At 69.1% G+C, this 12,739-nt stretch carries 14 protein-coding genes; 9 read left to right on the forward strand and 5 right to left on the reverse strand.

The window, feature by feature from the left end; genetic code table 11:
- Genes E3T49_RS06945 through E3T49_RS06955 form a run of 3 tightly spaced genes read left to right on the forward strand, consistent with a single transcriptional unit; the run spans position 1 to position 2,071 of the window.
- Positions 1-267: a F0F1 ATP synthase subunit epsilon gene (locus E3T49_RS06945; protein WP_134424226.1), complete on the forward strand. Its 267-nt coding sequence runs from the start codon at positions 1-3 to the stop codon at positions 265-267.
- Positions 268-272: 5 nt separating this feature from the next.
- Positions 273-1,043: a YaaA family protein gene (locus E3T49_RS06950; protein WP_134424227.1), complete on the forward strand. Its 771-nt coding sequence runs from the start codon at positions 273-275 to the stop codon at positions 1,041-1,043.
- Between the two features lie 47 nt (positions 1,044-1,090).
- Positions 1,091-2,071 carry a malate dehydrogenase gene (locus E3T49_RS06955; protein ID WP_241972698.1) on the forward strand — a complete coding sequence of 327 codons (981 nt, stop codon included), beginning with the start codon at positions 1,091-1,093 and terminating at the stop codon, positions 2,069-2,071.
- A gap of 12 nt (positions 2,072-2,083) precedes the next feature.
- On the opposite strand, the gene E3T49_RS06960 is transcribed toward E3T49_RS06955, so the two are convergent.
- From E3T49_RS06960 to E3T49_RS06970, 3 genes are all read right to left on the reverse strand, one after another.
- Positions 2,084-2,719 (reverse strand): DNA-3-methyladenine glycosylase I, encoded by a 636-nt coding sequence (locus E3T49_RS06960; protein ID WP_134424229.1) that lies wholly within the window; start codon positions 2,717-2,719, stop codon positions 2,084-2,086.
- On the reverse strand, positions 2,716-3,216 hold the full coding sequence (locus E3T49_RS06965; protein ID WP_134424230.1) for a methylated-DNA--[protein]-cysteine S-methyltransferase: 501 nt from the start codon (positions 3,214-3,216) through the stop codon (positions 2,716-2,718). The genes E3T49_RS06960 and E3T49_RS06965 overlap by 4 nt, the downstream gene beginning before the upstream one ends.
- 95 nt (positions 3,217-3,311) lie before the next feature.
- On the reverse strand, positions 3,312-4,454 hold the full coding sequence (locus tag E3T49_RS06970; protein ID WP_134424231.1) for a N(5)-(carboxyethyl)ornithine synthase: 1,143 nt from the start codon (positions 4,452-4,454) through the stop codon (positions 3,312-3,314).
- 57 nt (positions 4,455-4,511) lie between these two features.
- Between E3T49_RS06970 and E3T49_RS06975 the strand changes: the two genes are divergently transcribed.
- From E3T49_RS06975 to E3T49_RS07000, 6 genes are all read left to right on the forward strand, one after another.
- Entirely contained in the window at positions 4,512-5,474 is a 963-nt protein-coding gene (locus E3T49_RS06975; RefSeq protein WP_134424232.1) for an aldo/keto reductase, read from the forward strand.
- Positions 5,475-5,583: 109 nt separating this feature from the next.
- On the forward strand, positions 5,584-6,174 hold the full coding sequence (locus E3T49_RS06980; protein ID WP_134424233.1) for a TetR/AcrR family transcriptional regulator: 591 nt from the start codon (positions 5,584-5,586) through the stop codon (positions 6,172-6,174).
- 9 nt (positions 6,175-6,183) lie between these two features.
- On the forward strand, positions 6,184-7,917 hold the full coding sequence (locus E3T49_RS06985; RefSeq protein WP_134424234.1) for an ABC transporter ATP-binding protein: 1,734 nt from the start codon (positions 6,184-6,186) through the stop codon (positions 7,915-7,917).
- Entirely contained in the window at positions 7,914-9,884 is a 1,971-nt protein-coding gene (locus E3T49_RS06990; RefSeq protein ID WP_134424235.1) for an ABC transporter ATP-binding protein, read from the forward strand. The genes E3T49_RS06985 and E3T49_RS06990 overlap by 4 nt, the downstream gene beginning before the upstream one ends.
- Positions 9,885-9,943: 59 nt before the next feature.
- A complete protein-coding gene (locus E3T49_RS06995; RefSeq protein WP_134424236.1) occupies positions 9,944-10,303 on the forward strand; it encodes a YidH family protein in 360 nt (119 codons plus the stop codon).
- The gene (locus E3T49_RS07000) at positions 10,300-10,647 is read left to right on the forward strand and encodes a DUF202 domain-containing protein (RefSeq protein WP_166785491.1); all 348 of its coding nucleotides are present in this window, start codon (positions 10,300-10,302) and stop codon (positions 10,645-10,647) included. Before E3T49_RS06995 ends, E3T49_RS07000 begins: the two co-directional genes overlap by 4 nt.
- A gap of 21 nt (positions 10,648-10,668) precedes the next feature.
- Here the strand turns inward: E3T49_RS07000 and E3T49_RS07005 are convergent, their stop codons facing one another.
- Both E3T49_RS07005 and E3T49_RS07010 read right to left on the reverse strand, forming a co-directional pair.
- Positions 10,669-11,061 carry a TraR/DksA family transcriptional regulator gene (locus E3T49_RS07005; RefSeq protein ID WP_134424238.1) on the reverse strand — a complete coding sequence of 131 codons (393 nt, stop codon included), beginning with the start codon at positions 11,059-11,061 and terminating at the stop codon, positions 10,669-10,671.
- 180 nt (positions 11,062-11,241) lie between these two features.
- The coding region (locus E3T49_RS07010; protein WP_241972693.1) for a molybdopterin-dependent oxidoreductase at positions 11,242-12,739 on the reverse strand (1,498 nt) is incomplete at its 5' end.

Consider the following 12,739-nt stretch of genomic DNA (forward strand, 5'->3'; position numbering starts at 1 on the left):
ATGGCCGAATCTTCGCTCAAGGTCAGTGTCGTCGGGGCGGACCACGAAGTGTGGTCCGGCGAGGCGAGCATGATTGTCGCTCGCACCGTCGAAGGCGAGATCGGGATCCTGCCCGGGCACGAGCCCCTGCTGGCCATCCTGGCCAGCGGCGAGGTGCGCGTGACCCTGAGCAACGGCGAGAAGATCGTCGCCGAAGCGGCAGACGGCTTCCTGTCGGTCGCCAACGACGTGGTCACGATCGTGGCCCGCAAGGCAGAACTCGTCTAGCCAGTGTGCTGATCCTTCTGCCGCCGTCCGAGACGAAACGTCTTGGCGGCATCGAATTACCGCTTGACCTGCAGCACCTCCAGTACCCGTCGCTTGTTGCCCAGCGGCGGGTACTTGTGCGTTCCCTGCAATCGCTCGCGAAGCATCCGGATGCGATGATGGCCGCTCTCAAACTGGGCCGCACGCAGTCCGGCGAGGTGGAACGCAACCGGATGCTGGACTCCTCGGCCACGATGCCGGCGATCGACCGTTACACCGGGGTGCTGTACGACGCTCTCGATTCCGGCACCCTCACTCCGGCCGAGCGGGACTGGGCCGGCCGGAACGTCGCGGTGCACTCCGCGCTCTTCGGGCCGATCGGTGCCCTCGACCTCATTCCCGCCTACCGGCTCTCCTCGGACTCGAAGCTGCCGGACCTGGCGCTCAAGAAGCACTGGGCCGCGGCGGTCAGCGGGGCGCTGGCCGGCACAGGGGGGCTCCTCCTCGACCTGCGCTCGAACGGGTATGTCGCCCTCGGCCCCGTGCCGGCAGGGCCCGAAGCGGTATTCCTGCGCGTCGTCACTGAGACGATCGACGGCCGCACGCGGGCCCTGAACCACTTCAACAAGAAGGCGAAGGGGCACTTCACCCGCGCCCTGATCCGGCACGGGCAGTCCTTCGACACCGCCCGCGACCTGCTCGACTGGGCGCCCGGTGCCGGCTTCGAGGTGCGCCCGGGGGCGGCCGGGGAACTGGATCTGGTCGTCTCCGCCGAGGTCGCGGCAAACCGGGTCTGACACCGGTGCCTTCCGGCCCTAGGCTGGCTCTCGTGTCCACATCCACTATGAATGTCACCGTCACCGGCGCCGGCGGTCAGATCGGCTATGCGCTGCTCTTTCGGATCGCTTCGGGAGACCTCCTCGGCCCCACCACCCCGGTCAATCTGACCCTGCTGGAGATTCCATCGGGTCGCAAGGCGGCCGAGGGCACGGTCCTGGAACTCCAGGACTGCGCGTTCCCGTTGCTGCGCAGCGTGACGGTCACCGAAGATCCCGTGCGCGCCTTCGACGGTGCCAACATCGCCCTCCTGGTTGGCTCCAAGCCGCGTGCCGTGGGAATGGAGCGCGTGGCCCTGCTCGAGAGCAATGGGCGCATTTTCGGCCCGGCCGGCGCCGCGCTGAACGCGGGCGCGGCCTCCGACGTGCGCGTGCTGGTGGTGGGCAACCCTGTCAACACCAACGCCCTGGTGGCCAGCGCGTTCGCCCCGGACATCCCGGTGGACCGCTTCACGGCAATGACTCGACTGGACCACAATCGTGGAGTGGCCCAGCTCGCTGTCCGGCTGCAGATCCCCGTCGCCGAGATCGACGGGCTCACCATCTGGGGAAACCACTCGGCGAGCCAGTACCCGGATGTCTTCCATGCCACTGCCGGTGGGAGGCCCGTCTCCGAGTTGGTGGGGGAGGACTGGCTGGCCGGGGAGTTCATTCCCCGGGTTGCGAACCGGGGCTACGAGATCATTCAGGCCCGAGGCGCCTCATCGGTGGCCTCTGCGGCCAACGCGGTGATCGACCACGTGCACGATTGGGTCAACGGCACGGGCGACCGGTGGACCTCGGCGGGGATCATGTCCGACGGCTCCTACGGAGTGCCCGCAGGAATCGTGAGTTCGTTCCCCGTTCGTTCCGTCGACGGCCGGTGGCAGATCGTTCCGGACCTGGCGATCAATGCGTTCTCCCGGGCCAGGATCGACGCTTCCGTCGCCGAGCTCCTCGACGAACGGGACGCGATTCGGGCCCTGGGGCTCCTCCCTGCCGGCCGATAACCTCGCCGGCCGTTAGCAGTACCCGGTGGGGCTGCCGGCGGCCCGGTGGCATCCGCTCACATGGTCATCGACGAGGCCGGCGGACTGCATCAGGGCGTACATCGTCGTGGGGCCGACGAACGTGTAGCCGCGGGCGCGGAGTTCGCGGCTCAGCGCCGTCGACTCGGGCGTGATGGCCGGCACCTCGCCCAGGTGCCGCAGCCTCGAAGCGCGCGGTGCCGGAGCGAAGCTCCAGATCACCTCGGTCAGGCTCGTGTCGAGGTCGCGGGTGACCCGGGCGTTCGAGATGGTGGCTTCGATCTTGCCACGGTGCCGGATGATGCCCGCGTCGGTGAGGAGACGGGCCACGTCGCGCTCGCCCATGGCCGCCACCTGGTCGACGTCGAAATCGTGGAAGGCGGCGCGGAAGGCCGGGCGACGCCGCAGGATGGTGATCCAGGACAGGCCGGCCTGGAAGCCCTCGAGGCACAGCTTCTCGAACAGGAGCCGGTCGTCCCGGAGCGCACGACCCCACTCCTCGTCGTGGTACCGGCGGTACTCGGGGTCTGTCCCGGCCCAGCCGCAGCGGGCCAGGCCGTCCTCTCCGAGACTGAGTGAAGCGGATGCCGCCGGTGCGGCCGGCACGGTGCCGGTCGGTTCCGCGCTCATTCCCGGTACTCGATGCCCTCGTGGTGGAGCAGCCAGACCTTGGTGGGCACGCCGCTGCCGCCGCTGTAGCCGGTGATGCGGCCGTTGGCGGCCAGCACCCGGTGGCACCCGATCAGGATGGGCACGGGGTTCGCTCCGACGGCGCCGCCGACGGCCCGCCCGGCCCCCGGCTTGCCCAGGGACAGCCCCAACTCGCCGTAGGACGTGACCTCCCCGAAACCGAGCTCGGACAGCCGCTGCCACACCCCGTTCTGGAACGCAGTCCCGCCCTGCGGTCGTACCGGCAGGTCGAAGGAGGTGCGGGTGCCGGCGAAGTATTCCGTGAGTTGCCGGGCGGCGCGGGCGAGCAGCGGCGAGGGTGATTCAGGCTGGTCCTCGAGGGGCAGGCGCCCGCCCGCTTCAATCGAGAGAGTCAGGATGTTGTCACCGTCACCGGTGAGTTCCAACCGGCCGATGGGGCTGGGCATCCGTAGCAGTGAGGGTCCGATGCTGGTCATTCCTCGACTGTAGTCCGCGGTCCGGCGCGGCTCTCGCGGGTTTCGGACCTGGGGGAGAACCGCCACCGGGCTCGTTGGGGAGGAACCGTGCCCGCTCAGTCGGTGCGAGCGTGCGGGTAGTCGGCCGACCGTTTCTGGAACGCGAGGATGCTGGGATTCCGGATGACCCCGCTCCGGATCTCGATCGCGCGCCGGAGCGTCTCGTTCGATTCCCAGGCGGCCTCGCCCGTCAGCACGTCCGCCAGGAAGGGGACGAGGGCGGCGCTGATTTCCCAGGTCGCCGAATTCCAGAGGTACGACGGGCTGTGGTCGACGGCGTAGTACGTGACGTTGTCGCCGACCATGAAGGTGGGATCCGCGAATGAGGTCGGGCGTGCCCAGCCGAACCCCATGCCCGCATCGCAGGACACATCGACGATGAGCGACCCCGAACTGACGAGCGGCAGGTCCTCTGCGCGCAGGAACGTGAGGGGCGCGTTCGGGTCCTGCAGTATGCAGTTGACGATCACGTCATGCTTCGCGAGCAGTGCGGGCAGCAGAGTGCGCCGCCCATCGGAGAGCACGTAGTGCTCGGCCGGCTCGGCCGGGTCGTGCAGGATCGGGACGATCCGGGCGGAGTCGAGTACGGAGCCGGCCGGCACATCCCGGACCGTCATGAGGGTCACGTCGGTCACGCCGTTAGCCTGCAGGCCCGTGACCGCACCCCGGGCCGTCGAACCGGAGCCGATCACGGCCGCACGCAGCGGGCGTCCGTAGACGCCGGTCAACCCGATCAGCGCCAGGGAATGCACGACCGAGGCGAAGCCGGCGAGCTCGTTGTTCTTCGCCAGGATGTGACGGCTGAATTCGCCGTCCGGCGTCCACTCGTTCATTGCTTCGAAGGCGATCAGGGTGAGCTTCTTGTCGATGGCGAGCTGGGTCAGCGCGGCGTCCTGCACACAGTGCGGCCAGCCCCACAGGATTTGGCCGTCGCGCAGGGCGGCGACATCCGCCAGGAGCGGCTTGGCCAGCAGGATGACGTCGCACTCCTGCACCAGGCCTGCCCGGGGAAGCAACCCGCCGACCAAAGGTGCCAGGGCCTCATCCGGGATGCCGAACTGTTCGCCGTAACCCTGCTCCAGGAAGATCCGGGAACGGACCTCTGCGTCGATCCGGTCCAGGTGCGACGGATGCAGCGGGAGACGACGTTCATCGGCCTTCCCCGAGCGTGACATGACGCCAATCGTGAGTCCGGCCATGGGGTCTCCTTCGGTCATCACCTGTCTAGCACAGGCCCACGCGCCTAGTGTGAGGGGATGGAGCAGATCGACTACCGCAGACTGGGCGACTCGGGGCTCATGGTCTCCACGATCGGACTCGGGTGCAACAACTTCGGCCGGGCCGGCACGGCGACACAGAGCCAGACCGGAACCACGGCGGTCATCAACGCGGCCGTCGACGCCGGGATCACCCTGTTCGACACGGCCGACATCTACGGCGCCGAACGCGGCCTCAGCGAGACGCTGATGGGCCATGCGCTGCGGGGCAAGCGGGACCAGGTCGTGCTCGCATCCAAGTTCGGCCTGGACATGGACGGCCGGAACGGCCCCGATTGGGGAGCACGCGGCTCCCGCCGGTACATCCGTCTCGCCGTCGAGGCTTCCCTCCGGCGGCTGCAAACGGACTGGATCGACCTGTACCAGCTGCACCAGCCGGACCCGAACACGCCGATCGAGGAGACGCTGCAGACGCTGGACGACCTGATCAGCGAGGGCAAGGTGCGCTACATCGGCCATTCCAACCTCGCCGGCTGGCAGATCGCCGAGGCGGAGTTCACCGCCCGGCTCGGCGGGCATCCGCGGTTCGTCTCAGCCCAGAATGAGTACAGCCTGCTGGTGCGCGACGTCGAAGACGAGGTGCTGCCGGCCGTCAACGCCTACGGACTCGGATTCCTGCCGTTCTTCCCGCTCTACAACGGATTGTTCACGGGCAAATTCTCCCGGGCCGGCGGCCCGGCCGACAGTCGGATCATGATGATCCGCCCGCACCTCGTCGAGACCGCACCCTGGGACGTGATCGAGAAATACGAGGCGTTCTGCGACGAACGCGGGGTGACCATGCTCGCCGCCACGTTCGCCTGGCTACTGGCGCAGCCCGGGGTCACCAGCGTGATCGCGGGTGCCACCCGGCCGGAGCAGATCCTTCAGAACGCCACCGAGGGCAACGCGTGGCGCCCGTCGCCCGGCGACGTGGCCTGGATCTCCGACCTCTTCGCCTGAACCGCGCACGCACCAGCGCAGCCCGGAACTCCGTGAACCCGTGACCGGCGGCGGGATCGGCGCGTTCTCGCGGCTTGTGAGTGAGTCCTCACTCAGTTAAGCTGAACGGATGACGGTCAAACCAGCACGCGCACGCTCGTTGTCCGTCGAGGACCGGCAGTCGATGATCCTCGATGCCGTGACGCCGCTCCTGATCGAGCACGGCCAGGGCGTCACCACCCGGCAGATCGCCGAGTGCGCCGGCATCGCCGAGGGCACCATCTTCCGTGCCTTCGACAGCAAGGACGAGCTGATCCGGGCCGCCATGGACCGACAGCTCGACCCGGAGCCGTTCCGCCGCGATCTGGCCGCCCTCGACCTGTCCGCTCCGCTCGAGCAGCGGGTCCGCGCCATGGTCACGCTGCTACGACGGCGCTTCGCGAAGATCTTCGCGTTGATGTCTTCGGTGGGAGCGATGGGCAGGCCGCCCAGCCACGACGTGGCGCATGAGTTCACCGGGCTGCTGGCCCAGGTGCTGGCGCCCGACCTCGCCCGGCTCGCGGTACCCCCTGCGCGGGCGGCGCAGGTCATCCGCATGATCGCGCTCGCGGCATCCGTTCCCCACATCACGGCCGGCGCCGCCTTCGACGACGACGAGTTGACCGCCCTCATCCTCTACGGCCTCATCGGCGCCCAGGCGCAGCCGAACGCCACCCTCTAGGAGAACCCGATGCTGTGGAAACTGCTCGTGACATACCTGCGGCCGTACTGGCGGCTGCTGACGGCCGTGGTGGTCTTCCAGCTCGCGCAGTCGATCGCCTCGCTCTACCTGCCCACCCTCAACGCCGACATCATCGATGAGGGTGTCGCCACGGGCGACACGGGCTACATCCTGCGCACCGGCGGCCTGATGCTGCTGATCACGCTGTTCCAGATCGTGTGCGCCATCGTCGCCGTCTATTTCGGGGCGAAGGCGGCCATGGCGCTCGGTCGCGACCTGCGCGGCGCGGTGTTCACCCGGGTCGGCGAGTTCTCCGAGCAGGAGGTCACCCGGTTCGGCGCCCCGTCACTGATCACCCGGTCCACCAACGACGTGCAGCAGGTGCAGATGCTCGTGCTGATGACCTCGACCCTGATGGTGACCGCGCCGATCCTCTCCATCGGCGGCGTCATCATGGCCATCCGGCAGGACGTGCAACTGTCCTGGCTGATCGCCGTCAGCGTGCCCGTGCTGCTCATCGCCGTCGGCCTGATCATCGTGCGAATGGTGCCGTTGTTCCGCCTGATGCAGACCCGCATCGACACCGTCAACCGCGTGCTGCGGGAGCAGCTCACGGGCATCCGTGTGATTCGCGCGTTCGTGCGGGAAGACGTCGAGACGGTGCGCTTCGGCCAGGCGAACACGGATGTCACGGAGACCGCCCTGCGGGCCGGGCGCCTGATGGCCCTGATGTTCCCGGTCGTCATGCTGGTGCTCAACGTGTCGAGCGTCGCCGTGATCTGGTTCGGGGCGTTCCGGATTCAGGACGGCTCCATGCAGGTCGGCACCCTGATCGCATTCCTCAGCTATCTGATGCAGATCCTGATGGCCGTGATGATGGCCACCTTCATGGCCGTGATGATCCCGCGGGCCACCGTGTCCGCCGACCGGATCGGCGAGGTGCTGGGCACCGAGTCCAGTGTGCGCCCGCCCGGGCACCCCGTCGTCGACACGATCGGACGCGGCGAGCTCGAGCTCGTGGGGGTGGGTTTCGCCTACCCCGGCGCCGAGCAGCCCGTGCTCTCCGACGTGAGCTTCACCGTTCACCAGGGCCAGACCACCGCGATCATCGGCAGCACCGGCTCCGGCAAGACCACCCTCGTCAACCTGCTGCCGCGCCTGTTCGACGCCACCAGCGGCAGTGTGCGGGTCGACGGGGTCGACGTGCGCGAGCTGCACCCGGACCTGCTCTGGGGAAACATCGGGCTGGTGCCGCAAAAGCCCTACCTGTTCTCCGGAACCGTGCGCAGCAACCTGCTCTACGGCAAGCCGGACGCCACGGAGGAGGAACTCTGGGAGGCGCTGACCATCGCCCAGGCCCGTGACTTCGTGCAGGAGATGCCGGAGGGCCTCGACGCCCCGATATCGCAGGGCGGCACGAACGTCTCCGGCGGTCAGCGGCAGCGCCTGGCCATTGCCCGGGCGCTGGTCAAACGCCCCGAGCTCTACATCTTCGACGACTCGTTCTCCTCGCTTGACCTGGCGACGGATGCCCGGCTTCGCCAGGCCCTGGCCCTCGGCACGGGCGGCGCCACCATGGTGATCGTGGCCCAACGGGTGTCGACCATCGTCGGCGCCGACCAGATCCTCGTTCTCGAGGGCGGCCGCATCGTCGGCCGCGGCACCCACGACGAACTCCTCGAATCGAACAAGACGTACCAGGAAATCGTGTCATCCCAGCTCGCGGCGGAGGAAGCAGCATGAGTCAGACTGAAACGAGCTCAGCCTCGAACCGTCCTCCCGCCCGCGGCCCGGGCCACGGCCCGTTCGGCGGAATGAGCGCTCCCGCCGAGAAGGCGATGAACTTCGGTCCGTCGGCCAAGCGGCTGCTCGGCAAGCTGCGCCCGGAGCGGCTGTGGCTCGGGCTGGTGCTGTTCCTCGCCGTGACGAGCGTCACCTTCTCCGTACTCGGTCCGCGCCTGCTCGGCGAGGGCACCAACCTCATCTTCGCCGGCGTCATCTCCCAGGACCTGCCCTCCGGGGTGAGCCAGGCCGAACTGATCGCCCAGCTGCGCGCCTCCGGCGACACGGGCAAGGCCGACCTGCTCAGCGGGATGACGCTGACCCCGGGCCTCGGCATCGACTTCGGCATGCTCAGCACCGTGCTGCTCTGGGCGATGGTGCTCTACGTGCTCTCCTCGGCGTTCGCCTGGGTGCAGGCCTACGTGCTCAACGGCGTGGTGCAGCGCACCGTCTTCCGCCTCCCCAGCGAGATCGAGGCCAAGATCAACCGCCTGCCGCTGCGCTACTTCGACAAGGTGCAGCGCGGCGAGCTGCTCAGCCGGGTCACCAACGACGTGGACAACGTGTCGCAGAGCCTGCAGCAGTCGCTGAGCCAGGCCGTCACCTCGCTGCTGACCGTCGTGGGCGTCATCGTGATGATGTTCCTGCTCTCCCCGCTGCTGGCCCTGATCGCCCTCGTCACGGTTCCCCTGACCCTGGTCACCACCGTGCTGATCGCGAAGCGCTCCCAGAAGATGTTCGTCGCGCAGTGGACCCACACCGGCGAACTGAACGGCCAGATCGAGGAGACGTTCACCGGCCATGCCCTGGTCAAGGTGTTCGGTCGCCAGAAAGAGGTCGAACAGCGTTTCCGGGCCAAGAACGACGAGCTCTACGAGGCCAGCTTCGGCGCCCAGTTCGTCAGCGGCCTGATCATGCCCGCCATGACCTTCATCGGCAACCTCGTCTACGTGGGGATCGCCGTCGTCGGCGGCCTCCAGGTGGCATCCGGTGCCATGCAACTCGGCGACGTTCAGGCGTTCATCCAATACTCCCGGCAGTTCACCCAGCCGCTCGCTCAACTCGGGTCGATGGCGAACCTGCTGCAGTCCGGTGTCGCCTCCGCCGAAAGGGTGTTCGCCCTGCTCGACGCCGAGGAGCAGAGCCCCGACCCGGAGCCCGCCGAAACTCCCGGCGCCACCCGCGGACGCCTGGTCTTCGAGGACGCCTCGTTCCGGTACAGCCCGGACAAGCCCCTGATCGAGAATCTCAACCTGGTGGCCGAGCCCGGGCAGACCGTGGCCATCGTGGGCCCGACCGGGGCCGGCAAGACCACCCTGGTCAACCTGATGATGCGATTCTATGAGCTCGACTCCGGCCGGATCACGCTCGACGGCGTGGACGCCAGCAGGATGACCCGTGACGACCTGCGCGGGCGCATGGGCATGGTGCTGCAGGACACCTGGCTCTTCGGCGGTACGATCCGTGACAACATCGCCTACGGGCGACCGGATGCCACCGAGGAGGAGATCCAGGAGGCGGCGCGCGCGACCTACGTGGACCGGTTCGTGCACACCCTGCCGGACGGCTACGACACCGTGCTCGACGACGAGGGCGGCAACGTCAGCGCCGGCGAGAAGCAGCTGCTCACGATCGCGCGCGCGTTCCTCGCGAAGCCCAGCGTACTCATCCTGGACGAGGCGACCAGTTCCGTCGACACACGCACCGAGGTTCTCGTGCAGAAGGCCATGAGCGCCCTCCGCGCCGACCGCACCAGCTTCGTGATCGCGCACCGGCTCTCCACGATCCGCGATGCCGACCTGATCCTGGTCATGGAGGCCGGCCGGATTGTCGAGCTGGGCACGCACGAGCAGCTTCTGGCTGCGGATGGCGCGTACCACGCCCTCTACAACGCCCAGTTCGCGGCGGCCGTCACTGACGAGGTCTAGCGGAGCCCCGCGGCATACTGTGGTGAGGCGCCGGGAACCGGCAGGGAGAGGACATTTCCGTGGCAGCTGAGCGTTTTCCCCACTCGGTCTATCGGCGGGGCGAGGAACCGGATGCCCGGTTCAGCCTCGCCAATGAGCGCACCTTCCTGGCCTGGATCCGCACCTCGCTCGCGCTCATCGCCGCGGGCGTCGCGCTCCAGGCGCTGCAGTTCCCGGCGCAGGCCGGCCTGCGCCTCTCCGCGGCCGGGCTGTTCGTCGTCCTCGGCCTGATCGCTCCGCTGCACGCCTGGATCAGCTGGATGCGCACCGAACGGGCCATGCGGGAGAATCGTCCGCTGCCGGCTCCGGCCCTCACCGGGGTGCTCGCGGTCGGCCTCCTCGTCGCGGGGCTCCTGGTTGCCGCCGGGATGCTCTGGTGACCGTGCAGCATCCGTTCGACCCGGGACTGCAGCCCGAACGGACCCTCCTGGCCTGGCAGCGCACGGTGCTCGCCCTGGCCGTCGGCGCCGTCGTGGGGATGCGCCTGACGGCACCCGCGTTCGGCGGCGCCGCCCTCGTGGCCGGGTTGATCGGCCTGGCACTGTCCCTGGCCGCGTATGTCGGCGTGCGGTTCCGCTACCGTCGGGCGCAGGCCGCCCTCCAGGCGCGGGCGGCTCTTCCGGCGTCGAGTGCGTGGCCGCTGGCCGCACTGGCTGCCGGGGCTGTGTCCCTGGGCGTGCTGGCACTGTTCTACCTCGGCGGGGGCATCCGGCTCACGCAGTGAGCGGCGGCGTAGCCACGCCGGTCAGCCGCGGCGCTGCGCTTCCAGATCGCGGGCGCAGTCGATGCACAACTCGGCGGCCGGGCGCGCCTCCAGCCGTTCCCGCCCGATCGGTTCTCCGCGGCGGGTGCATAGTCCGAAGCTGCCGTCCGTGATGCGCGCGAGTGCCTGGTCGATGGCCACGGATTTGGCTGCCAGATCACTGTGCACCCCGGAGATGCGCGACCATTCCATCGTCAGGGTGGGACCCTCGGGGTCGTGTTCGTCGTCGGCCGTGCCACTGTTGCGGGCCTCGATCACGTCGTCGAGGGTGGTGCCGATGCGGCCGAGGGCCACGTCGAGCTCGTGCCGCTGGCTGCGCAGAAGCTTCTCGAAGTGCCGGAGGTCGGCGGCGGTCAGTTTCGTCTGGGTGGGCATGAGCGTCTACTCCGCTGCCTCGGTGCGACGCGAGCCGCTGGGGCGGCAGGTCGATACGGAATTCCGGTGCATGATTCCCGTCCTCTCAAGCTGGGCTGGCGATGCGGCGGCACGCTACCTGGTTTTCGCTGTTGAGGATACGCCCGTGCCGGTCTGCTGTCGCGGGGCGGGAGCCGCCGCTTATGTGACCGTGATCGCCACGTCGTGCAGCCCTGTGGCGCCGTCGGGGATCACGTCCCGACGCACCGAGGTCTGCACCTGACCCGCAGCGTCCGTCGCCCGCACCCGCAGGGTGTGTTGCCCGGCCGGGGCCGACCAGACCCAGCTCCACTGCCGCCAGGTGTCGGCCGAGATCGCTTCGGCGAGGGAGGCCTCGTTCCAGTCGCCGTCGTCGACCTGAACCTGCACGGCACGGATGCCCACGTGTTGCGACCAGGCGACGCCCGCCACGGTGACTGGCCCGGCGGGCACCTCGGTGCCGCGCCGGGGCACGTCGATGCGAGAGGAGAGCTTGACCGGTCCGCGCTCGGTCCAGCCGCGGTTGGTCCAGTACGCGGTCTCCCGGTCGAAACGGGTGACGGTGAGCTCGACCACCCATTTCGTGGCCGAGACGTAGCCGTAGAGCCCGGGCACGACCATGCGCACCGGATAGCCGTGCTCGAGCGGGAGCGGCTCCCCGTTCATTCCCACCGCGAGAATTGCGTTGCGGTCGTCGGTGAGCACCTCCAGCGGGGTGCTCGCCGTCCAACCGTCCTCGCTGCGAGAGAGCACCATGTCCGCCCCGGCGCGAGGGCGGGCCTTCGCCAGCAGTTGCCGGATCGGGTAGCCCAGCCAGGTCGCATTCCCGATCAGGTCGCCGCCGACCGCGTTCGACACGCAGGTGAGGGTTGTCGTGCTCTCCTCGAGGGGCAGGGCGAGCAGGTCGGCGAAATCGATTTCGACCTCCTGCTCGACCATGCCGGTGATCTTCAGAGTCCAGGTGCCCGGGTCGATCCGGGGCACCCGCAGGGCCGTGTCGATGCGGTAGAAATCAGCGTTCGGGGTGATCAGCGGGGCGAGGCCCGGCACGTTGAGGGCGGCTCCGGCCGGGATCGGGGCGGCGGGAACGGCCGCGGCCGGCAGCATGAAGCGGGCGCGTGCGGCATCCGTGGCCCGGTTGCCGGCGGAGATCAGCTGCCCGCCGGCCGCGGCGAGCAGACCCAGGCCGGCGCTCGCCCCTGCCCAGGCCAGGAAGCGCCGACGGTCCGGAGCGGAGGCCGCCGCGCCAGCGGGCATGCGACGCAAGCGGGTGACCAGGACAGTGAGCAACACGGCGGAGACGACCATCGCCAGCACCGCGGGAACCGCGTCGACGGTGGACGTGTTCTGCCGCGACAGCACCGCGACGATGGCGAGGGCGCCGGCGGCGACCACGACCACCCGCCCGATCGGCGGGCGACGGTACTCCAGCACCCCGGCCGCTGCGGCCAGCACGACGGCGCCGAGCGCGACGCAGATCACCAGCACGACCTTGTCGGCTGTGCCGAACAGGTCGATGACCAGCTCCTTCAACCACGCCGGGGCCAGGTCGACGACCAGCGCGCCGACGGTGAGGACCGGGCTGCCGGCCGGGGCCACCAGAGCGGCGACCAGCTCGGCCGCGCCGAGCCCGGCGAGGGCCGCGGCCACGCCGGCAGCC

This window comes from Cryobacterium cryoconiti (assembly GCF_004403065.1).
Lineage (GTDB): Bacteria > Actinomycetota > Actinomycetes > Actinomycetales > Microbacteriaceae > Cryobacterium > Cryobacterium cryoconiti.

Bases quoted from the DNA above. Each gene is read 5' to 3' on its own strand.
- E3T49_RS06945 (WP_134424226.1), top strand. From the start codon at position 1: ATGGCCGAATCTTCGCTCAAGGTCAGTGTCGTCGGGGCGGACCACGAA.
- E3T49_RS06955 (WP_241972698.1), top strand. From the start codon at position 1,091: ATGAATGTCACCGTCACCGGCGCCGGCGGTCAGATCGGCTATGCGCTG.
- E3T49_RS06960 (WP_134424229.1), bottom strand. From the start codon at position 2,719: ATGAGCGCGGAACCGACCGGCACCGTGCCGGCCGCACCGGCGGCATCC.
- E3T49_RS06965 (WP_134424230.1), bottom strand. From the start codon at position 3,216: ATGACCAGCATCGGACCCTCACTGCTACGGATGCCCAGCCCCATCGGC.
- E3T49_RS06970 (WP_134424231.1), bottom strand. From the start codon at position 4,454: ATGGCCGGACTCACGATTGGCGTCATGTCACGCTCGGGGAAGGCCGAT.
- E3T49_RS06975 (WP_134424232.1), top strand. From the start codon at position 4,512: ATGGAGCAGATCGACTACCGCAGACTGGGCGACTCGGGGCTCATGGTC.
- E3T49_RS06980 (WP_134424233.1), top strand. From the start codon at position 5,584: ATGACGGTCAAACCAGCACGCGCACGCTCGTTGTCCGTCGAGGACCGG.
- E3T49_RS06985 (WP_134424234.1), top strand. From the start codon at position 6,184: ATGCTGTGGAAACTGCTCGTGACATACCTGCGGCCGTACTGGCGGCTG.
- E3T49_RS06990 (WP_134424235.1), top strand. From the start codon at position 7,914: ATGAGTCAGACTGAAACGAGCTCAGCCTCGAACCGTCCTCCCGCCCGC.
- E3T49_RS07005 (WP_134424238.1), bottom strand. From the start codon at position 11,061: ATGCCCACCCAGACGAAACTGACCGCCGCCGACCTCCGGCACTTCGAG.